Source organism: Corynebacterium jeikeium (assembly GCF_028609885.1).
GTDB classification, from domain to species: Bacteria; Actinomycetota; Actinomycetes; order Mycobacteriales; family Mycobacteriaceae; genus Corynebacterium; species Corynebacterium jeikeium.
Map to the genome: position 1 here is coordinate 942,883 of NZ_CP063195.1, position 19,587 is coordinate 962,469.

Here is a 19,587-nt window from a genome sequence, read left to right on the forward strand (position 1 = left end):
TTAGCTGGGGCTAACCAGTCTTCTGCCCCAGCTGCTGCCACCTGTTACCCAGCCTGCCGGGGCGCGACTGCGCATTGTCGCCAATGTGTACCGTCTTGCGGATGTGCTCGCGCCCGTAGGCGAACAGCAGCATGTCGTCCACCAGACGCACCTGGCCGGGGAAGTAGGGGTAGTCCATCGCCTTGCGCAGTGCCTTCAGCCGCTTCGGCGCCAGCAGCTTGCGGAGTTGCGCGACAGTCGTGATCTCGTGGGCGGCCAGCATCTCGATGGCGTAGTGGTAGTAGTCCACGCGCGAGGTCGGGTACTCCGAACCCACGATGCGGCTCAGCACGCGCGGTAGCGACTCCTCGTCGAGCGTCCCCTCGACCTCTTCACCGGCGGTGTCGATGATGCCCGCGATTTTGTCGAACTGCTCATCCGCCAACTCGATGAGCCCCGCGGCCAGGGTAAATGCGCGCTGTACTTCGGGGGAGCTGCTTTCTGGTCGCTGCTGGTTTTTGTAGCGCACATCGTGTTCGAACTCGGCCCATGCGTGCTGCAGCACCGTGCGCAGTTGTATCTCTATGTACTTTGGTGACGCCCCTTTCTCAGCTGCCCACGGCTCATCCTTAGCGGAGACAATCAGGTGTTGGCTGGCGTACCCGAAGCGACCCTCGCGTGCGGTTTCGGCGGCCTTGTCGATCACTCGTACCACTGTGAACAGGCCGGATAGTGCGTCCTTGAGCTGTGGGATCTCCGAGGAGTGGAAAGTGATCACGCGGACGCCGATCACGTCGTGGGCGTCCGTAAACGAGTCGTATTCCGGGTACTTCTCGTTGGAGAGTTTGCGGGCGAAGCTCGTCCGGTCCTTAATGCGAACGCTCACGCGGTCAAACGTCAGGCCGGCGTCATCAAGAACATCAATAATATGTGCCTCCAGGTCGGCGGCGACGGTGGGGTGCGCGTGGATCCAGGCGTCGTAGTCCTGCAGAGCTTTGCGGGCTTTCTTGGTCAATGTTTAAGCCCCCATGCGTGTGAGGATTGCTTGGCCGCGCTCGCTAAACAGGCTGTCCAGCGGTACCTCGCCCTCCCACATGCTGCCGGAGAGGCGATCCTCCCACACGCCCTCGGGCAGGGCGACCGTCGTTTCGGCCCAGCCGTCGCGCAGGATGTCCAGCGGACGGCGGGTGACGAGTGTGATGACGTCCTCGCCGCGCAAGGTGCCCAGAACGTGGCGCTCCATGGCGCCGGTGGCCATGACGGGCAGGTAGCTGGCCTCGTCCAGCTCGAACTGGTTGCGGACCTGTAGAGCGGTGGCGATGACGTACAGGCGCTCGTCGTCGGTGCTGCGCACGTCCCCGCGGGAAACACGATCCAGGGCCTCCATGCGCTCGGTGAAGTCCACCTTGCGGCGGTTGTCCGGGTCCACCAGCGAGTCGGTGAAGAACTCCGTTCCCTGGTAGATGTCCGGAATACCGGGCCCCATGATCTGCAGCAGCTTCTTGGAGATGGAGACCACCTCCGCCGCCGGGGCGATGTCCGCGACGAACGCGGTGATTTCTTCGCCTTGAGTATCGATGGTGGAATCGATCCACTGGTGGATGGAGGTTTCGAACTCCTCGTTCACGTCGAACCAGGTGGTGTGCACGCCAGCCTCGCGCATTGCCTTCTCTGCGTAGGCGTGAATGCGCTCCCGGAGCTCGTCGGTCACGTTGCCGTCCACCGGCCACACGCCGATCATGTTCTGCAGCAGGAAGTGGCAGGTGCCGCCGTCGACGTACTCGATGCCGTCGCAGAGCTCGGCGAAACGCTCGGCGGACTCGGTGATGCAGCTGATGCGGCTGCGCACGTCCTCGCCACGCTTCGTGTCGTGGGTCGTGAGGGTGGTCATCGCCTTCGGCCACAGGCGGGCGCGTTCGGCCTGCAGCAGGTGGAACTCGGCGGGGGAAACGCCGAATCGGCCGGGGGCGCCGCCGACCTCCTGCAGGCTCACCAGGCGGGAGCCGCGGTAGAAGGCGGTATCCTCCACGCCCTTGGCCATCACCGCGCCGCAGACCTGGGCGAAGCGGACGTTCGCCTCGCCGCGGGAGATCAGGGCGGTAGAGATCAGGTCCAAAGCATCGGCGCGCTCTGGGTAGCGGATGATCATCTGGGCGATCACGCTGCTGGTCACACGCGACAGAGACTCGTAGTCCGCGCGGTACACCGGCATGGAGGCGATCAACTCGATCAGGGTTTCGCGCAACTCCTCGTCGGATACGGCCTCGCCGGAGGTGGACCAGTTATCGCTGCGCACGGCGCGGGCCAGGCGGCGGACCTCGGCTGCGAGCTCCTTATTGGCCACTTCGGACTTCAATTCGTATTCGGCTTTCTCGAAGGCCTCTGCGTCCCACTTGGAGCCGGTCATGTCCAGCGCGAGGTTGGCCATGGTTCCCACGGCCGGGCGGTGGACGAACACGCCGTCCAGTTCACGCAGCGCGTCGTAGCCGGTGGTGCCGTCAACCGTCAGGCGGGGATCCAGCGGCTCGGTGACCCCAAGGATCTTCTCCACCAGCAGCCAACGTTCGTCGCCGATCAGCTTGCGCAGCTGCTTCAAGTAGTTGAAGGGGTCCGCCAGACCATCCGGGTGGTCGACGCGCACGCCGTCGATAATGTTCGCCGCGATCAGCTGGTTCAGGATGCGGTGGGAGTGCTCGAACACCACCGGGTCTTCCTGCCGCAAGCCCGCCAGCCCATTGATGCTGAAGAAGCGGCGGTAGTTGATCACCCCGTCGCGCCAGTACATCAGGCGGTAGTGCTGGCGATCGTGCACTTCCTGTGGGGTGCCGCCGAGTGTGCCCTCGGCGATGGGGAAGCGGTTGTCGTAGTAGCACAGCGTCGGCTCAGTGTTCTCTGTGCCCTCTTCAATCCGCAGTTCTGCGACGTCGTCCTCGCTGCCCAGCACCGGCAGACCTAGTCGCCCGCCTGCGCCGTTGTCCTCGGACCAGTCGACGTCGAAGTACTCCGCGTACTCGGACTCCTTGCCGTTCTTCAGCAGGTCCCACCACCAGGGGTTCAGCTGCGGATCGTCCACGCCAACGTGGTTCGGCACGATGTCCAGCAGCAGCTTGATGCCTGCCTCGTGGGCCTTTTCGGCCAGGGACCGCAAACCGTCGATGCCTCCGAGTTCGGGGTTAATGACAGACGGGTCAGTGACATCGTAGCCGTGGGTGGATTCCTGCGGCGCTTGCATCACCGGGGAGAGGTAGAGGTGCGAAACCCCGAGGCGGGAAAAGTAGGGCAGGTGCTCTTCTGCATCTGCGAAAGTGAAGGCTTGGGCGGGGTCGGATCCAGGTCCGCGGAGCTGAAGGCGATAGGTCGCTGACATGCCCTCTAGGCTACTTGCCTACTTGATCAGCTGCAGGAACTCCTGGAACCCAATGATCTGCAGCTCCTGGCCCTTATCTTGCAGCTCGCGGGCGCGCTTTTCCTTCGAGGTCATGGAATGCCATTCGCCTACGATAAGCATTGTCGTCTTCTTCGTTACGTTCTTGGCCACCACGCCGCCGCGGGAGGCGATCATGTCCCACACCTCGCCCTTGTCATAGGGCTCCACGTCGCCGGTCACGCACACCGTCTGCCCGTAGATGGGCCCGTCGATGTCCGCCTCCTCGTTTGTCTCGGGGACTTCGTCCGGGGTGGCTACTTTCGCCCACGGCGCCGGCGAGCGCTTCTGTTGCTTCTTTGGTGACGCCCCCTCGTCCCCGCCGCTGGCGGATCCAGCGGAGCTGACCCATTCCGCGGCGGAGATCTCTGTGCTCGCGGTGCTCTCGGCGGACTCAGTGCCGCCCGCCTTGGCAGCCCCGGTGCCCGCAGCGCCGGCTTCTAGGGGGTAGCCCGCCTGCAGGTTGGTGAGCTGAAGATCCAGCGCGGCGAACTCCTCGGCTTGTGAGGGAGAGAAGTTCACGCGGGGACGTTCGGCGTCAAAAAGCAATTGGATGTACCCCGGCGAACAGCCTTCGGGTGCCTGCTTGTACCAGCCGATGAGCTCGTCGGCGGGGCGGGCGACATCCGGGTGCAGTGAGGAAGCCAGCGGCGAGCGGGTCACCCGGATCTCCTCGGTGGAGACGGTGACCTCCGCGCCACGGGCGGGGAAGGTTGCGGGGGAGGGGGACGAAGCGGCGGCCATGCCTAGAGCTTGACCTCCGTGGTGATCGGGCGCTGCAGAACCACGGTGCTGCGCGCGGCGATCTCCAGAGTGTCGCCACCGGCGAAGCGGCGGGTTTCCTCCGGCACGCCAGTCGGCTCCGCGGTATCCACGACGACGGTCCAGCTTTCCTCTTCGCTCGGCTCCACGTGCATCACCTTGTGGCGGCGCGGCAGCGTGAACGTGATCGGCTCGTGGTGGGCGTTGAAGCAGAAGATGAAGGAATCGTCCTCCACCGGGCGGCCCTGCGGATCCGGCTCCTCGATGGCCATGCCGTTGAGGTGAACCATCAGGGACTTACCGAAGTCCGCGTTCCAATCGGAATCAGACATCACATCGCCATCCGGGGTGAGCCACGCGATGTCGCGCTTGGCCACGTCCTGGCCCAGCGGGCCGCCCGCCAGGAAGCGACGGCGGCGGAACACCGGGTGCGCCTGGCGCAGGTGGATGAGGTAGCGCGTGAAGGCGTGCAGATCCTTATCCATGTTCTCCCAGTTCATCCAGGCGATCTCGTTGTCCTGGCAGTAGACGTTGTTGTTTCCGCCCTGGGTGCGGCCAATCTCGTCGCCGTGGGAGAGCATCGGTGTGCCCTGGGAGAGCATGAGGGTGGTCAGGAAGTTGCGGCGCTGCTTGTCGCGCAGCTGCACAACCTCTGCGTCATCCGTGGGGCCTTCCACGCCACAGTTCCAGGAGCGGTTGTGGCTCTCACCATCGCGGTTGTCCTCGCCGTTGGCCTCGTTGTGCTTGTCGTTGTAGCTGACCAAGTCGTTGAGGGTGAAGCCGTCGTGGGCGGTGATGAAGTTGATGGAGGCCGTGGGCCGCCGGCCGGTGTACAGGTCCGAGGAGCCGGTGAGGCGGGAAGCGAACTCGCCCAGGGTGGAGGGTTCGCCACGCCAGAAGTCGCGCACCGTATCGCGGTACTTTCCGTTCCACTCGTTCCACAGGGCCGGGAAGTTACCCACCTGGTAGCCGCCCTCGCCGACGTCCCAGGGCTCGGCGATGAGCTTGACCTGGCTGACCACCGGATCTTGCTGGACCAGGTCGAAGAATGCGGAAAGGCGGTCCACGTCGTGGAATTCTCGGGCCAGGGTGGAGGCCAGGTCGAAGCGGAAGCCGTCGATATGCATCTCCGTTACCCAGTAGCGCAGGGAATCCATGATCAGCTGCAGAGTGTGCGGGTGGCGGACGTTCAGGGAGTTACCCGTGCCCGTGTAGTCCATGTAGTGCGCCTCGTCGCCGTCGACCAGGCGGTAGTAGGCGGCGTTGTCGATACCGCGGAAGTTCTGGGTAGGGCCCATGTGGTTGCCCTCGCTGGTGTGGTTGTAGACCACATCCAGGATCACCTCGATGCCCGCTTCGTGGTAGCTGCGGACCATTTGCTTGAACTCCGCGATTGCGCCCTCCGCGCTAGGAGAAGCAGCGTAATCCCGGTGCGGGGCGAAAAAGCCCAGGGTGTTGTAGCCCCAGTAGTTGCGCAAGCCGAGGTCACGCAGGCGGTCGTCGTGGACGAACTGATGCACCGGCATTAGCTCCACGGCCGTGACACCCAGGTCCTTGAAGTACTCCACGATGGAGTGGTGGCCCAGTCCGGCGTAGGTGCCGCGCAGGTGCTCCGGGACGTCCGGGTGAGTCATCGTCAGGCCCTTGACGTGGGTCTCGTAGATGACGGTCTTGTGCATCTCAATGTTCGGACGGCGGTCGTGGTGCCAGTCGAAGTAGGGGTTGATCACCACCGAGCGCATCGCGTGCGGGGCGGAATCCTCCTGGTTACGCCCCTCCGGGTTTTCCGGGTCGTTGATGTCATAGCTAAACAGGGAGGCATCGCCGTCGAAGGCGCCGTCGAAGGACTTGCCGTAGGGGTCCATCAGCAGCTTGGAAGGATCGCAGCGCAGTCCTCGTGCGGGGTCCCACGGACCGTCAACGCGGAAGCCATAGCGCTGGCCAGGGACGATGCCAGGGAGGTAGCAGTGCCAGATGTCCGCGTCGACCTCCTCCATCTTCACCCGGGTCTCAGCGCCTTGACTGTCGAAGAGGCAGAGTTCAACGGATTCCGCGACCTCTGTGAACAGAGCAAAATTGGTGCCGTTGCCGTCGAAAGTGGCGCCGAGAGGGTAGGGCTTACCGGGCCATCCGACCAAAGGCTCGCCGGGCGCACGCAATCCACTTTTATCTGACAGTCCGAAAGTCATGGGCACCATTCTAACGGCTAAGGCCGCGCAGTATTGCTTCTACTCCCAGCACTACTTCCTGGCGTGCGCGAGCTTCGGAAGGCACGTCTTGTTCCTGCTCGCCTGCTGGTCCTCCCAGATTCATGGCGACGCTCTGACGTGCCTGGAGTTCCAGGACAGAACCGAAAACAAAGCGCAGGAGAAGCTTCGCGCCGTCAAGCGCGCTGGGGTTCGTATCCGGTTCGGCGCTGAGCTCTGTGCTGAGTTCTACGCTGAGTTCTTCCGCCATGTCCCGATCAAGCGTCCCGCTGGCTACCGCCGCCAGCGTGATGTCGGCACCGTCGCGCAGGGAGGTAAGGGCGTCAAAAAGAAAAGAACAATAATCTGCCGCACTGCCGGGGCGGGCGGGCACCGCGGTGAGGATCGACTCGGCAATGCCTCCCAGAAGCGCCTGCTTGTTGGGGAAATGCCAGTACAGGGCGCCGGGTGCAACGTCGAGGGCGCGGGCGAGCCGCCGCATCGTGAGGTCGGCCAGGCCGTACTGCTGCAGAATGTCGACTGCGGTACTCACGATTTTCTTGCGGTTTAACTGCACGGTATTCAAGGGTAGTGGACTACATTGCCGTAGGGTGAGCGACATGAAGATTCGTAAGACATGCGTTGTTGCGCTGTGCGCGTTACCCCTCGCGCTCACGGCGTGCGGGTCGAACGACGGAGACAACAGCGATAACAGCGGCGAGTCGAGTCAAACAGAACAGGCCCAAGAGTCTCTGCCCGAAGGGCCGGTCTACACAAACCCGGCCAGTGACGAAGACAAGCAGCAGATCACCGACCTGCTGCACGGGCTGAGCAATGGTGCCCGTCCCATGGACGAATATCTGCATTGGACTATCGACAACACCTGCAAAGCCGACATCGAGCAGCAGGGCGGTGAGGAGGTCGCGCGTCAACAGGCCGACGCTTCGGCAGGGCAGGGCAACTTCGACGAGCAGCCGGGCCGAACACCGAATATCACCGACATTCAGGAGGTGATGGCTGAGGGGGATAATGCGCACGCCACGGTCACGATCTCTGAGGCCGAGCGCACAGACTCCAACCGCATGTATTTCAAGCGCGAGGACGAGAAGTGGAAGTTCTGCCACGCCGTGGGCGTTCCAGACACCGCGGAAACCCAGGATGGCGAGTAGGACTAGCGCGTTGAGCAGAACTTTTAGAATCCCCCGCCCGATCGGGGAAGCAGCGCAGGTCCTCTTCATTACGCTCGTAAGCTTCCTGCTGCTAGGCGTGCTCTGGGGCGTGATTCACCCGACCTCCGAACTAGTGGTGGCCACTGATGGCGGGGCAGACATGGCTCCGGGAACCGAGGATGCCTCTTTCCGTGGATTTGCCTACTTCGTGGTGCTGACGGCGTTGGCGAGTATCGCGGTGGCGCTGTGGGCCTTTCGCACGCGCATGCGGGGGCTGCTGATGATGCTGTGGACAGCCCTGTCCGTACTGTGGGGCACCGTTGCGGCCTGGACGGTGGGGGTCAGCGTGGCCGAAAAACTACACGCCGACCCGATCCCGGAGGACCCGCAGGCCGGCGATGTCTTTCACATCCTGGAGACCGTAAACCCCTCGGTGGGGCTGGTAGTAGCTCCGGCGCTGGCGCTGATTGCTTACTGGATTTCGGCGACCTTCGCGGACCCGGAGGACTTTGAAGACTAGCCGGGGACTTTAGGCAGAAACGCGCTGCTATGGACTTGTCAGGGACTAAAGTGGGGGAATGCTTAACAAAACCATAGAGAGTATCAGTCGCGTGGATGGCCTCTGGACCTTGCCGGATGGCATCTCCACCGACGAGTGGGCCGCGGAAGTTCGCCGGCTGAAGGAAGAGAAGAATGCGCTGATCCTGGCGCATAACTACCAGCTACCGGAGATCCAGGACATCGCCGACCATACCGGCGATTCCCTCGCGCTGTCGCGCATCGCGGCGGAGACGGACGCCGACGTGATCGTTTTCTGCGGCGTGCACTTTATGGCCGAGACGGCGAAGATCCTGTCGCCGGAAAAGACTGTTCTTATTCCTGACGCCAACGCGGGGTGCTCCCTGGCCGATTCCCTTACAGCCGACGAGCTGCGTGAGTGGAAGGCCGAGCACCCGGGGGCCGTGGTGGTCAGCTACGTGAACACCACCGCCGATGTGAAGGCCCTGACGGACATCTGCTGCACCAGCTCCAACGCGGTGGACGTGGTGGCCAGCCTGCCGGAGGATCAGGAGGTGCTGTTTGGCCCCGACCAGTTCCTCGGCGCTCACGTGCGCCGCGAGACCGGGCGGGACAACATCCACGTCTGGGCAGGCGAGTGCCACGTGCACGCCGGCATCTCTGGCCAGGAGCTGAGCCAGCAGGCGCACGATAACCCGACGGCGGATCTGTTTATCCACCCGGAGTGCGGCTGCGCCAACTCCGCCATCTACCTGGCGGGCGAGGGCATTGTGGAGCCGGAGCGGGTGAAGATGCTCTCCACCGGCGACATGATCTCGCAGGCCAAGTCCACCAACCAGTCCACCGTGCTGGTCGCCACCGAGGTCGGCATGCTGCACCAGCTGCGCCAGGCCAACCCGGAGGTGGACTTCCGCGCCGTGAACGACCGGGCGGCCTGCACGTACATGAAGATGATCACCCCGGCGGCCCTGCTGCGCTGCCTGGCGCTGGGCGAGGACGAGGTGACGGTGGACGAGGAGACCGCCGCAGCGGCCCGTCGTTCCGTGGAGCGCATGATCGCCATCGGCAACCCGGGAAGCGGGGAGTAGGCGTGGAAGAGCAAGCAGTGGAACTTCCCTACCCGGCACAGCTGACCGATCCCACCCGCATCCGCGCAGCGTATCTGCGCATGGCGAAGGTCGCGTTGGAGGAGGACTTCGGCGACGGCGCGGACGTCAGCACCCTGGCGACCGTACCCGCCGACGCTACCGGCACGAAGGTCATGCGCGCCCGCCAGGCCGGTGTGATCAGCGGGCTGGATGCGCTGGCCATCGTCGCGGAGGTCGCCGACGAGCGGCACGTGGAGCTCGTCCCGCTGGTCGCTGACGGTGACCGCGTGGAGGCCGGGGACGAGGTTGCCCGGGTGGAGGGAAAGATCCAGCACATCCTCATGCTCGAACGCACATTGCTGAACATCTTGAGCCACGCCTCCGGCATCGCCACGCAGACCCGCGCGTGGGTCGATGCGGTCGAGGCCGCGGCCACCAGCCCGCAAGGCTGCAAGGTTCGCGATTCCCGCAAGACTCTGCCCGGCATGCGCATGCTGGAAAAGCGTGCGATCGTCCACGGTGGTGGCTACCCGCACCGCTACAATCTGGGCGACCAGGTGATGGTCAAGGACAACCACGTGGAGCTCTCGAATGCAGCCGAGGCGTATGCCCGGGTGCGGGAGTTCTTGGGGGAGGACGCCACCACGTGGGTAGAGGTCGAGGTGGATACCCTGGATCAGCTCTCCGACCTGCTGGCGGAGGGCAAGGCTCGCCCGCCGCAGGTGCTGCTGGATAACTTCACGGTGGAGGACACGCGCAAGGCCGTGGAGCTGCGCGACCAGCTGGCTCCGCAGGTGCTGTTGGAATCCTCCGGCGGGCTCACTCTGGACGTCGCCGGGGACTACGCCGCCGCGGGCGTGGAGTCCGTGGCCGTGGGCGGGTTGACCCACAGCGTGCGGGCACTGGACATCGGCCTGGACTAGGGTCCTGGCCTTTTAGGCTTCCCAGCGTTCCAGCGCCGCCCGTCGGCGCTCGTCGAGTTCTGCGGCTATTTCCGCGTAGCCCAGCTCCGCGGCGGCGACCAGCGCCATGGAATAGCCGCCGATGGTGCGCTCGTCGTCGGCGCTGAACTCCGACCACTCCGCCACCAGGCGCGCGTTCGCCAGGGCTTCCTCAAAAAGTCCGCAGTTCAGGGCCGCCTCTGCCAGGGTGTAGCGCAGGTTCAGGATGGCGGGAGATAGGGGGCAGCCCTCCGTGGCGGCCAGCTCCGCGCTGGCGAGCTCCCAGGCCTCGCCCTCGCGCCCCTCGCCGAGTAGAGCCATCGCCGCCAGACCCGCGCACTGCAGGGCGATCACTTCCGCGCCCAGCTTCCCAGCTAGGCGCACGCATTCCTTCCAGTGGTCCGCCACGGCGGCCAGGGAGGAATCATCGCCGACGCTTTCGGTGGCGCGGAACATCTCGAAGTGCGCCAGCATGTCGTGCGCCTCGTAAAGGGAAACGGTCTGTGCGTCCGTGCTGCCGCCGCCGAGCAGGGAGTCTTCCTCCAACCGGCCGATCAGCGCCGTCACCCGGTCGTAGGCCTCCTCGCGCCGCCCGCGGAACCAGGCCTCCTGGGCGAACCACAGCTGCCGGTCGGCCGTGCTCGGGGGCTTCGAGCCGAACCTCCGCACGAGTTGGGCAAAGGTGTCGGCGAAGTCGAAGGCTGTGGCGTCATCAGCAGAACCAGAAAGATTCGTGGCCACAGCAAAGCCCGTCGTGGCGGCCGAGGTCAACCGCGCGGCGATCGACCTGGGCAGGTCGCGGTGGGTGATGTGCGGCGCCTCGGCGAGGGTGGGGGAATCCGGGTCCGGGCGAAAGTCGGCGAAGCCCTGGGCCAGCTGTGCCAGCATTTCCCGCGGCGAATGCAGCTCAGCCAACGTGGCGGGGCGCTCCTCCAGAGTCAGCGACTGGTGCGCCAACAGCGCCAAAGCTTCCAAAGCCAGCGCGTGATCGTCGTTACTGCGTGCCCAGGCCCGCAGGTCCCGCAAGGCGGCGATGGCTTCGTCGGCGAAACCCAGATGATCCGCGACGCTGGCGCGCATGCTGTAGAACTCGCCCACCAGCTCATCCGGCACCTCGTCGGGAGTAGCCAGCCAGTACTGCCTCGCGAAGTCGCTGGCCAAACGCCAACTTATCGCGGCAGAAGCACCCGATTGTGCGGCGGTGCGGCTGTCCCGGAGCAGTGAAAGGAGTGTCTGGGCCATGGCGTAAACTTTAGCCCAGTACATAACCGTAAATAATTATTCAGAATTAATCAGTAAGGAAGCTGCGTACACGATGACTAGCGCCCAGCTGGACTTTAGCCGGATCGATCTGCGGGGGCAGGCCCCGACTACCGCCGAGCTGCGCCATCGGCTGCCGCGCGGGGGCACGGACGTGGACTCGGTGATCCCCACCGTCGCACCGATCGTCGACCAGGTGCGCGAGGGCGGGGCACGCGCGGCGCTGGAGATCGGACAGCGTTTCGATGGCGTGACCCCGGATTCGGTGCGGGTCCCTGCCGAGGTTATTGACGCCGCCGTGGGGACTTTGGCCGACGACGTCATCGCAGCACTCGAGGAGGCCATCAAGCGGGTGCGTGCATTCCACTCCGCCATCCGGCCTGAAGACAAGCAGGTGGAGGTCGCGCCGGGCGGCATTGTGACCGAGCGTTTCATCCCCGTCCAGCGCGTAGGCCTGTACGCGCCGGGCGGAAACGCGGTGTACCCGTCGAGCGTGATCATGAACGTCGTGCCAGCTCAGGAGGCCGGAGTGGAGTCCCTCGTAGTGGCCTCCCCACCGCAGGAGGGCGGCTGGCCGCACCCGACCGTGCTGGCAGCCTGCAAGCTGCTCGGCGTGGACGAGGTCTGGGCTGTCGGCGGTGCGCAGGCCGTGGCACTGCTGGCGCACGGCTCCACCGCGGAAGGCGGCGAGGAGCTGGAGCCGGTGGACATGGTGACCGGACCGGGCAACATCTTCGTCACCGCCGCCAAGCGGCTGTGTCGCTCCGTAGTGGGCATCGACTCCGAAGCGGGGCCGACCGAGATCGCCGTGCTGGCCGATGAGAGCGCCAACGCGGTGGAGATCGCCTACGACCTGATTAGTCAGGCGGAGCACGACACGATGGCGGCCTCCGTGCTGATCACGGACAGTGAGAAGCTGGCCGACGAGGTCGTGGCTGAGATGAACGAGCGCTACCACATCACCCAGAACTCCGAGCGCGTCGCCGAAGCACTCAACGGGCAGCAGTCCGGCGTGGTGCTCGTGGACGACATCGCTGCGGGCATCCGCGCGGCGAATGCTTACGGCGCCGAGCACCTGGAGATCCACACCGAGGATGCCCACGCGGTAGCAGCGCAGATCACAAACGCCGGTGCGATCTTCATCGGCCGCTTCAGCCCGGTACCGCTGGGCGACTATGCCGCGGGCTCCAACCACGTGCTGCCGACCTCCGGCACGGCGCGGCACTCCTCGGGGCTTTCCACGCTGACTTTCCTGAAGTCCGTGCACGTCATCGACTACAACGAGGAAGGCCTGCGGGGCGTGGCCGACACGGTAATCACCCTGTCGAAGTCCGAGGGGCTGCCCGCCCACGGTGAAGCCATCAGTGCGCGCACCAGCACCGCAAACACCAACGGAACGGAGGGCTAGACCATGGCCGAGCAGAATAACCAGATCTCCCTGGCCGACCTGCCGCTGCGCGAGGAGCTGCGCGGCAAGTCCGCCTATGGAGCCCCGCAGCTTTCCGTAGCTAACCAGCTGAACACCAACGAAAACCCCTATCCGCCGTCGCCGGAGATTGTTGAGGACATCGCCCGTCGCGTGGCGGAGCTGGGCAAGCAGCTGAACCGCTATCCAGACCGCGACGCAGTGGGGCTGCGCGAGGCCCTAGCGGCGTACGTTAGCCAGCAGACGGGTGTGGGCGTCACTAAAGAACAGGTATGGGCAGCCAACGGTTCCAACGAGGTATTGCAGCAGCTCCTGCAGGCTTTCGGTGGACCCGGGCGTAGCGCGATGGGCTTCGTACCGAGCTACTCCATGCACCCGATCCTGGCCGCAGGCACGCAGACGGAGTTCGTTACGGTCGAGCGCCGCGCCGAGAACCGCTTCGACATCGACGTGGACGAGGCACTCGCCGCCATCGACGAGCGCCAGCCGAACGTCATCTTTATTACGACGCCCAACAACCCCACGGGCAACAGCACACCGTTGGCCGACATCGAGCGGATCCTGCAGGCAGCCCCCGGCATCGTGATCGTCGACGAGGCCTACGCGGAGTTCTCCGACGAGCCCAGTGCGGTGGGGCTGCTGGAGCAGTACCCGACGAAGCTGGTGGTTTCCCGCACCATGTCCAAGGCCTTCGACTTCGCCGGCGGGCGGCTGGGCTACTTCGTGGCCCACCCGGCGTTCATCGAGGCCGTGATGCTTGTGCGCCTGCCGTATCACCTGGCGACCCTGTCGCAGGCGGCGGCGGAGGTGGCGCTGGAGCACTCCGCGGCCACGCTGCAGACGGTGGCGAAGCTGCGCCAGGAACGCGACCGAGTGGTTGCCCGCCTGCGCGAACTGGGCTACGACGTGATCGATTCGCACTCGAACTTCGTGTTCTTCGGCGGATTCACCCACATCGGCGATTCGCCCACTGTGTGGCAGCGCTTTCTGGACCAAGAGGTGCTGATCCGCGACGTCGGTGTGCCCGGCTGGCTGCGCGCAACCATCGGGCTGCCGGAGGAAAACGATGCGTTTCTTGCCGCCGCCGCCAAGATGATGGACGATTAGACACACCAGACAGACGTTTTAAGAGTTTCAGACAGCAAGAACAGAGAGGTAGGTGCAAAGCCACCGTGGCCACGAACCCCACCCCGCGCATCGGGAAGGCCCAGCGCGCCACCAAAGAATCAGACATTCAGGTCGAGTGGAACCTGGACGGAACCGGCAAGACCGACATCGATACGGGAGTGCCGTTCTTCGACCACATGCTGACCGCCCTCGGCGCGCACGGTTCCTTCGACCTGAAGGTGCACGCCCGCGGCGACGTGGAGATCGACGCACACCACACCGTCGAGGACACTGCCATCGTCATGGGCCAGGCCCTGGCGCAGGCGTTGGGCGACAAGGCGGGGATCCGCCGCTTCGGCGATGCTTTCATCCCGATGGACGAGACGCTGGCGCACGCTGCTGTGGACGTGTCTGGCCGCCCGTACTACGTGGGCGTGGGGGAGCCTGAGCAGATGCTCAGCGCGGTGATCGGTGGGCACTACGCCACCGTCATCAACCAGCACTTCTTTGAGACCCTGGCGCTGAACTCGCGCATTGCCCTGCACGTGCGCTGCCTGTACGGCCGCGACCCGCACCACATCACCGAGGCGGAATTCAAGGCCGTGGCCCGCGCGCTGCGCGCCGCCGTGGAGGACGACCCGCGCGTGGGCGGGGTTCCGTCGACCAAGGGAACTCTGTAATGGCGCGCCCGAAGGCGCTGACCATTGAAGAACTAGAAAAGATCGATTCCGTGTGGAAGGCCCCCGGCCTGATCGCCACACTGGTGTCGGTCTTCTGTGCGTTCGGTGGCTGGGCGCTACTCCTGCCGGTCATCCCCCTGGCCGTGATCGATGGGGGCGGAACCGATAGCGTGGCGGGCCTGTCCACGGGCGTGTTCATGGCCGCCACTGTGCTGACGCAGGCCTTCACCCCGCGCCTCCTGCGCGCCGTGGGCTATGCGCCCGTGATGCTGGGTGCCGCGCTGCTGCTGGGCTTCCCGGCACTGGCGTATGTGGCCGATATGTCCGCCGTAACTGTGCTGGCCATCGCCGCTGTGCGTGGCGTGGGCTTCGGCGCGGTGACGGTGACGGAGGCCGCGCTGATCGCGGAGCTGGTGCCGCCACGCCTGGTGGGCCGGTCCTCCGGTGTGTTCGGCGCGACGGTGGGTGTAACGCAGCTGATTAGCTTCCCGCTGGGCATGTGGCTTTACGGCAGTTTCGGCCTGGCCGGAGTGTGCTCGGCCGCGGCGTTGTACTCGGCCGTGGGCGCCCTGGCTGCGCTGCAGCTGCCGAAGGTTGAGCGCGAGAACTCGCCCGGTGTGGCCGCCGACATTCCCGATAACGCAACCTCGCAGACGGACTACACGCCGGAGGCACCGCGCGTGGCCACGTGGAAGTTGGCCACCGTGCCGGGGCTTTCCATCGGTGCGGCTGCCGTGGGCTTCGCCGGATTCAGCACGTTCCTGGCCCCCGCCGCCGGCGAGATCGACGCTACGGTTGCCGCCACCATCTCTGGCCTGGCGCTGAGCGTGGTGGGCCTGATGCAGATCGGTTCCCGCTTGTTTAGCGGTTGGTATGCCGACCGGGTAGGTGAGCCGGGCCGCCTGAACGCGCTGGGCTTGGTGCTGTGCGTGGTGGGCTTGGCCTCCGCGGCCATCATGCTGGCCGTGCACCCCACGGGTGGGCTGTTGCTGCTCTGGTCGCTGCTGTCCGCAGCATTCTTTGGCGCGGGCTTTGGCATCAACCAGACCGAGGCGCTGTTGATGTTGTTCGACCGCCTGCCCAGGGCTGAGTCCGCCAAGGCCTCGGCGCTGTGGAACATGACCTTCGACGGCGGTACCGGTGTGGGCGCGATCCTGTTGGGCTTTGTGGCCGGTGCGCTGACCTACCAGGGGGCCTTCATCACCGCCGGGGTGGTCGCCGCGTTTGGTTTCGTGGTGGCTATCCTCGACCGGATTGTGGGGCGTCACCGCGTCGCCGAGTACGGCAATGTGCGCGAAACATTGCGTCGAGTGCGACGACGTGAACTGCGCCCGGGTAAGTCCGGCTAGGATTACCAGTTATGAATTCTTCTCTTTCTTCTCGACGCCCACATGTCGCCCTCCTGGACTACGGCAGCGGAAACGTACGCTCCGCCCAGCGAGCGGTTGAAAGGGCGGGTGCCGAGGTCGAGGTGACGCGCGACCCGGAGACGGTACAGCGGGCCGACGGGCTGCTAGTGCCGGGTGTGGGAGCCTACAGTGCGTGCATGAAGCAGCTGCACAGCGTGTATGGGGATCGTCTGATCGGCCAGCGACTGGCGGGCGGGCGCCCGGTGCTGGGCATCTGCGTGGGCATGCAGATCCTCTTCGACCGGGGAGTGGAGTTCGCGGAAGGCACGGGAGAAGCTGGCGCGGGGGAGGCAGCCTTTACGGAGGGCATGGGCGAGTGGCCCGGCACCGTGGAGAAGCTGGATGCTGACGTGCTGCCGCACATGGGGTGGAACACCGTAGAAGTCGGCGACGGCTCATCCGCCAGTGCGCTCGGCAAACCCGCGGCCGAGCCGACGAAGATGTTCGCCGGGATCGAGGAGACCGAGCGTTTCTACTTCGTCCACTCCTATGGCGTGCAGGAGTGGGAGCTGTTGACCGATGGACGCACCGAGCCGCCGCTGGTGCACTGGGCGAGCCACGGCCGCAGCCGCTTCGTCGCAGCCGTGGAAAATGGCCCGCTGTGGGCTACGCAGTTCCACCCGGAAAAGTCCGGTGACGCAGGACTAAAGCTGCTGCAGAACTGGGTGGACACGCTCTAGCTCTAGAAATAGCACTAGTTTCATGGATTTGATCTTCGCCGACCTCGATACACGTTAGGATTCTCCCTATGGCTTCTACTGATAACTCCCGTGCCCTGACCCTGCTTCCCGCCGTCGACGTAGCCGACGGCCAGGCCGTCCGACTCGTACAGGGCGCGGCGGGCACGGAGACCAGCTACGGAGCACCGATTGAGGCCGCTTTGGCCTGGCAGAACGCAGGCGCGGAGTGGATCCACCTGGTGGACCTTGACGCTGCCTTCGGTAGGGGCAGCAACTTCGAGTTGCTGAAGGAGGTAACCGGCCAGCTGGACGTGAACGTGGAGCTATCCGGTGGCATCCGCGATGACGAGTCGCTGGAGCGGGCCCTGTCCACCGGCTGCCGCCGGGTGAACATCGGCACCGCTGCGCTGGAGGATCCGGAGTGGTGCGAGTCCGTCATCTCCCGCTACGGCGACAAGGTGGCCATCGGCCTGGATACCCGCGAGGTCGACGGCGAATGGCGCCTGCGCGGCCGCGGCTGGACCTCCGACGGCGGCGAGCTGTGGGAGGTACTGGAGCGCCTGGATTCCCAGGGCGTTTCCCGCCTGGTGGTCACCGACGTCAGCCGTGACGGCATGCTGAACGGCCCGAACATCGACCTGCTGCGTGAGGTCGCTGCAGCTACCGACGCGCCGGTTGTGGCCTCCGGCGGAATTTCCAGCCTGGATGACATCCGCGCACTGGCGGCGGTGGTGCACGAGGGCGTGGACTCCGCGATCGTGGGCAAGGCCCTGTATGCGGGTAAGTTCACCCTGGAGGAGGCTCTGGAAGCGGCTCAGGAAGTGGCAAGGGGGAGCGACATCTAATGACGGCCTTCCACGGACTGCCCCCGGAGGAACTGGATACGCGCTCTCTGCTGGCCATCGCCGAGGCGGCGGTAGACGAGGCTGAGACGACATTTACCGCCGCCGTCGGCGCGGAACCGGAGGTCATCAAGTCTCCCGGCGACTTTGCCACCGAGGCGGACTTGAGCGTCGAGCGCCAGCTGCGCACGCTGCTGACGCAATACACCGGCTTGCCCGTGCACGGCGAGGAATTCGGTACGGTGCGCCCCGGCGAGATCCCGGGGGAGAACATCACCGAGCCGAACCCTAACGACGCGATGGCGGACGGCCTGGACGGCCCGCGCCGCAAGTCGCTCGAAGCCGGAGACCAGGAACTGCCGGAGACCTTCTGGGTGGTAGACCCCATCGACGGCACAGCCAACTACGCGGTGGGCAATCCTTTTGCCTGCATCCTCGTTTCCTTGGTACACCAGGGGCAGACCATGGTGTCCGTCACCGAGATGCCCCTTCTGGGCAAGCGCATCACCGCCCGCCGTGGCGAGGGGTTGCTGGTGGATGGGCACCCGGCCCGCGCTATGCCACCATCGGACCCGGGCGTGACGCAGATCAGCTTCGGTTCCATCCTGTCGCAGCGCCGTGGTAACCTGCCAATTTCTTATCGTCAGGACATGCTCAATGAGATCGGAAAGTCCTACCCGCGCATGCGCGTCACCGGCTCGGTGGGCATCGACCTGGCATTCACCGCTGCCGGAGTGTTCGGCGGCACTGTCACCTTCAGCCCCAACCTGTGGGACAATGCGGCGGGCATCCTCGCCGTGGAGGAAAACGGTGGCGTTGCCACCGACTTCGCTGGCAACCCGTGGCGTCCGGGCGTTTCCGGCCTGGTCGCGGGCGAGCCGGAGGTGCACGCCACGCTCCTGCAGCACATTCAGGCCGTGCCGATTGGTACTGCCGCCCGCAACGCCCAAGAGATTCGCGACCGGGGAGGCATTCGATGAGTGTTACCGTGCGCGTTATCCCGTGCCTGGATGTGGACAACGGCCGCGTTGTCAAGGGCGTGAACTTCGAGGGCCTGCGAGATGCAGGCGACCCCGTCGAGCTGGCCAAGCGCTACGACGCGCTGGGCGCCGACGAGCTGACCTTCCTGGACGTCTCAGCCTCCAAGGACGGCCGCGGCACCATGCTGGACGTCGTGCGCCACACCGCCGACCAGGTGTTTATCCCGTTAACCGTTGGCGGGGGAGTGCGTAGCGAAGAGGACGTGGACGCCCTGCTGCGCGCCGGTGCCGACAAGGTCAGCGTCAATTCCTCGGCTGTCGCCCGCCCCGAGCTGCTGCGCGAGCTTTCCCAGCGCTTCGGCGCGCAGTGCATCGTCCTATCCGTGGACGCCCGCCGCGTGAAGGACCCCGCGGAGACGGACAAGTACCCCTCCGGCTTTGAGGTCACCACTCACGGCGGCACAAAATCCGCCGGCCTGGATGCCATCGAGTGGGCCCGTAGGGGCGAGGAGCTGGGTGTGGGGGAGATCTTGCTGAACTCCATGGACGGCGATGGCACCAAGGCCGGCTTCGATATCGGGATGCTGCAGGCCGTGCGTGAGGCCGTCTCCATCCCCGTTATCGCCTCCGGTGGCGCGGGCGCCCCGGAGCACTTCCCTCCCGCCGTGGAGGCCGGCGCGGATGCCGTGCTGGCGGCCTCTATCTTCCACTTCGGCGAGGTCGAGATCCGCGAGGTCAAGCAGGCCCTGGCCGATGCGGGCTACGAGGTCCGGCTGTGAGCAAGACAGACCCGGCAACCTACGAGCTAGACCCCGCTATCGCCGAGCGCGTCCGCTTCAACGCTGACGGCTTAGTACCCGCCATCGTCCAGGACGTCACCAACGGCGACGTGCTGATGATGGCGTGGATGAACGACCACGCCCTGGCTCACACCCTGGCCACCAAGAAGGGCACCTACTGGTCCCGGTCGCGCCAGTCCTATTGGATCAAAGGCGAGACAAGCGGCCACACTCAGCGTGTCGAGGAAGTGCGTCTGGACTGCGACGGCGACACGGTGCTGCTGAAAATTGAGCAGACCGGCGCGGCCTGCCACACCGGTGACCGCACTTGTTTTGACGCCGACCGCTTGGCCTAA

Annotated in this window: 19 protein-coding genes; 13 read left to right on the plus strand and 6 right to left on the minus strand. The window is 65.3% G+C overall.

The window, feature by feature from the left end; translation table 11 throughout:
• Positions 1 to 10 precede the first annotated feature (10 nt).
• Genes CJEIK_RS04125 through CJEIK_RS04145 form a run of 5 tightly spaced genes read right to left on the minus strand, consistent with a single transcriptional unit; the run spans position 11 to position 6,904 of the window.
• Positions 11 to 994, minus strand: a complete 984-nt coding sequence (locus CJEIK_RS04125; protein ID WP_005295877.1) for a GTP pyrophosphokinase — start codon at positions 992 to 994, stop codon at positions 11 to 13.
• 3 nt (positions 995 to 997) lie between these two features.
• The gene (gene treY / locus CJEIK_RS04130; RefSeq protein WP_005295875.1) at positions 998 to 3,346 is read right to left on the minus strand and encodes a malto-oligosyltrehalose synthase; all 2,349 of its coding nucleotides are present in this window, start codon (positions 3,344 to 3,346) and stop codon (positions 998 to 1,000) included.
• 18 nt (positions 3,347 to 3,364) lie between these two features.
• Positions 3,365 to 4,147 (minus strand): BRCT domain-containing protein, encoded by a 783-nt coding sequence (locus CJEIK_RS04135; protein ID WP_005295873.1) that lies wholly within the window; start codon positions 4,145 to 4,147, stop codon positions 3,365 to 3,367.
• A 2-nt stretch (positions 4,148 to 4,149) separates the two neighbouring features.
• Entirely contained in the window at positions 4,150 to 6,354 is a 2,205-nt protein-coding gene (gene glgX / locus CJEIK_RS04140) for a glycogen debranching protein GlgX (RefSeq protein ID WP_050760836.1), read from the minus strand.
• Positions 6,355 to 6,364: 10 nt separating this feature from the next.
• On the minus strand, positions 6,365 to 6,904 hold the full coding sequence (locus CJEIK_RS04145) for a TetR/AcrR family transcriptional regulator (protein WP_231913292.1): 540 nt from the start codon (positions 6,902 to 6,904) through the stop codon (positions 6,365 to 6,367).
• A 67-nt stretch (positions 6,905 to 6,971) separates the two neighbouring features.
• On the opposite strand from CJEIK_RS04145, the gene CJEIK_RS04150 reads away from it, so the two are divergent.
• From CJEIK_RS04150 to nadC, 4 genes are read left to right on the plus strand one after another with little or no spacing between them, the layout of a single operon-like run.
• A complete protein-coding gene (locus CJEIK_RS04150; RefSeq protein ID WP_005295866.1) occupies positions 6,972 to 7,520 on the plus strand; it encodes a hypothetical protein in 549 nt (182 codons plus the stop codon).
• 10 nt (positions 7,521 to 7,530) lie between these two features.
• Complete coding sequence (locus CJEIK_RS04155) at positions 7,531 to 8,040, plus strand: hypothetical protein (RefSeq protein ID WP_231913291.1); 510 nt, start codon at positions 7,531 to 7,533, stop codon at positions 8,038 to 8,040.
• Positions 8,041 to 8,098: 58 nt separating this feature from the next.
• Positions 8,099 to 9,127 carry a quinolinate synthase NadA gene (gene nadA, locus CJEIK_RS04160; RefSeq protein WP_005295862.1) on the plus strand — a complete coding sequence of 343 codons (1,029 nt, stop codon included), beginning with the start codon at positions 8,099 to 8,101 and terminating at the stop codon, positions 9,125 to 9,127.
• 2 nt (positions 9,128 to 9,129) lie between these two features.
• Complete coding sequence (gene nadC, locus CJEIK_RS04165; protein ID WP_005295859.1) at positions 9,130 to 10,050, plus strand: carboxylating nicotinate-nucleotide diphosphorylase; 921 nt, start codon at positions 9,130 to 9,132, stop codon at positions 10,048 to 10,050.
• A 12-nt stretch (positions 10,051 to 10,062) separates the two neighbouring features.
• On the opposite strand, the gene CJEIK_RS04170 is transcribed toward nadC, so the two are convergent.
• A complete protein-coding gene (locus CJEIK_RS04170; protein ID WP_248623868.1) occupies positions 10,063 to 11,310 on the minus strand; it encodes a hypothetical protein in 1,248 nt (415 codons plus the stop codon).
• A 73-nt stretch (positions 11,311 to 11,383) separates the two neighbouring features.
• On the opposite strand from CJEIK_RS04170, the gene hisD reads away from it, so the two are divergent.
• From hisD to hisI, 9 genes are all read left to right on the plus strand, one after another.
• Positions 11,384 to 12,736 (plus strand): histidinol dehydrogenase, encoded by a 1,353-nt coding sequence (gene hisD, locus CJEIK_RS04175; RefSeq protein ID WP_005295855.1) that lies wholly within the window; start codon positions 11,384 to 11,386, stop codon positions 12,734 to 12,736.
• A gap of 3 nt (positions 12,737 to 12,739) precedes the next feature.
• Positions 12,740 to 13,861, plus strand: a complete 1,122-nt coding sequence (locus CJEIK_RS04180) for a histidinol-phosphate transaminase (RefSeq protein WP_005295852.1) — start codon at positions 12,740 to 12,742, stop codon at positions 13,859 to 13,861.
• Between the two features lie 65 nt (positions 13,862 to 13,926).
• The gene (gene hisB / locus CJEIK_RS04185; RefSeq protein ID WP_005295849.1) at positions 13,927 to 14,541 is read left to right on the plus strand and encodes an imidazoleglycerol-phosphate dehydratase HisB; all 615 of its coding nucleotides are present in this window, start codon (positions 13,927 to 13,929) and stop codon (positions 14,539 to 14,541) included.
• The gene (locus CJEIK_RS04190; protein ID WP_005295846.1) at positions 14,541 to 15,890 is read left to right on the plus strand and encodes an MFS transporter; all 1,350 of its coding nucleotides are present in this window, start codon (positions 14,541 to 14,543) and stop codon (positions 15,888 to 15,890) included. Before hisB ends, CJEIK_RS04190 begins: the two co-directional genes overlap by 1 nt.
• Before the next feature lie 11 nt (positions 15,891 to 15,901).
• Positions 15,902 to 16,630 carry an imidazole glycerol phosphate synthase subunit HisH gene (gene hisH / locus CJEIK_RS04195; protein WP_011273395.1) on the plus strand — a complete coding sequence of 243 codons (729 nt, stop codon included), beginning with the start codon at positions 15,902 to 15,904 and terminating at the stop codon, positions 16,628 to 16,630.
• Positions 16,631 to 16,698: 68 nt separating this feature from the next.
• A complete protein-coding gene (gene priA, locus CJEIK_RS04200; RefSeq protein WP_005295838.1) occupies positions 16,699 to 17,475 on the plus strand; it encodes a bifunctional 1-(5-phosphoribosyl)-5-((5-phosphoribosylamino)methylideneamino)imidazole-4-carboxamide isomerase/phosphoribosylanthranilate isomerase PriA in 777 nt (258 codons plus the stop codon).
• Positions 17,475 to 18,452, plus strand: coding sequence for an inositol monophosphatase family protein (locus tag CJEIK_RS04205; RefSeq protein ID WP_005295836.1), 978 nt, complete (start codon positions 17,475 to 17,477; stop codon positions 18,450 to 18,452). Before priA ends, CJEIK_RS04205 begins: the two co-directional genes overlap by 1 nt.
• A complete protein-coding gene (gene hisF, locus CJEIK_RS04210; protein WP_005295834.1) occupies positions 18,449 to 19,231 on the plus strand; it encodes an imidazole glycerol phosphate synthase subunit HisF in 783 nt (260 codons plus the stop codon). The genes CJEIK_RS04205 and hisF overlap by 4 nt, the downstream gene beginning before the upstream one ends.
• A complete protein-coding gene (gene hisI, locus CJEIK_RS04215; RefSeq protein ID WP_005295832.1) occupies positions 19,228 to 19,587 on the plus strand; it encodes a phosphoribosyl-AMP cyclohydrolase in 360 nt (119 codons plus the stop codon). The genes hisF and hisI overlap by 4 nt, the downstream gene beginning before the upstream one ends.

Excerpts from the sequence above, each read along its gene's own strand:
- CJEIK_RS04135 (WP_005295873.1), bottom strand. The coding sequence starts at position 4,147 with ATGGCCGCCGCTTCGTCCCCCTCCCCCGCAACCTTCCCCGCCCGTGGC.
- treY (WP_005295875.1), bottom strand. The coding sequence starts at position 3,346 with ATGTCAGCGACCTATCGCCTTCAGCTCCGCGGACCTGGATCCGACCCC.
- CJEIK_RS04150 (WP_005295866.1), top strand. The coding sequence starts at position 6,972 with ATGAAGATTCGTAAGACATGCGTTGTTGCGCTGTGCGCGTTACCCCTC.
- CJEIK_RS04205 (WP_005295836.1), top strand. The coding sequence starts at position 17,475 with ATGACGGCCTTCCACGGACTGCCCCCGGAGGAACTGGATACGCGCTCT.
- hisF (WP_005295834.1), top strand. The coding sequence starts at position 18,449 with ATGAGTGTTACCGTGCGCGTTATCCCGTGCCTGGATGTGGACAACGGC.
- glgX (WP_050760836.1), bottom strand. The coding sequence starts at position 6,354 with ATGACTTTCGGACTGTCAGATAAAAGTGGATTGCGTGCGCCCGGCGAG.
- priA (WP_005295838.1), top strand. The coding sequence starts at position 16,699 with ATGGCTTCTACTGATAACTCCCGTGCCCTGACCCTGCTTCCCGCCGTC.
- CJEIK_RS04180 (WP_005295852.1), top strand. The coding sequence starts at position 12,740 with ATGGCCGAGCAGAATAACCAGATCTCCCTGGCCGACCTGCCGCTGCGC.
- hisH (WP_011273395.1), top strand. The coding sequence starts at position 15,902 with ATGAATTCTTCTCTTTCTTCTCGACGCCCACATGTCGCCCTCCTGGAC.
- nadA (WP_005295862.1), top strand. The coding sequence starts at position 8,099 with ATGCTTAACAAAACCATAGAGAGTATCAGTCGCGTGGATGGCCTCTGG.
- CJEIK_RS04170 (WP_248623868.1), bottom strand. The coding sequence starts at position 11,310 with ATGGCCCAGACACTCCTTTCACTGCTCCGGGACAGCCGCACCGCCGCA.
- hisD (WP_005295855.1), top strand. The coding sequence starts at position 11,384 with ATGACTAGCGCCCAGCTGGACTTTAGCCGGATCGATCTGCGGGGGCAG.
- CJEIK_RS04190 (WP_005295846.1), top strand. The coding sequence starts at position 14,541 with ATGGCGCGCCCGAAGGCGCTGACCATTGAAGAACTAGAAAAGATCGAT.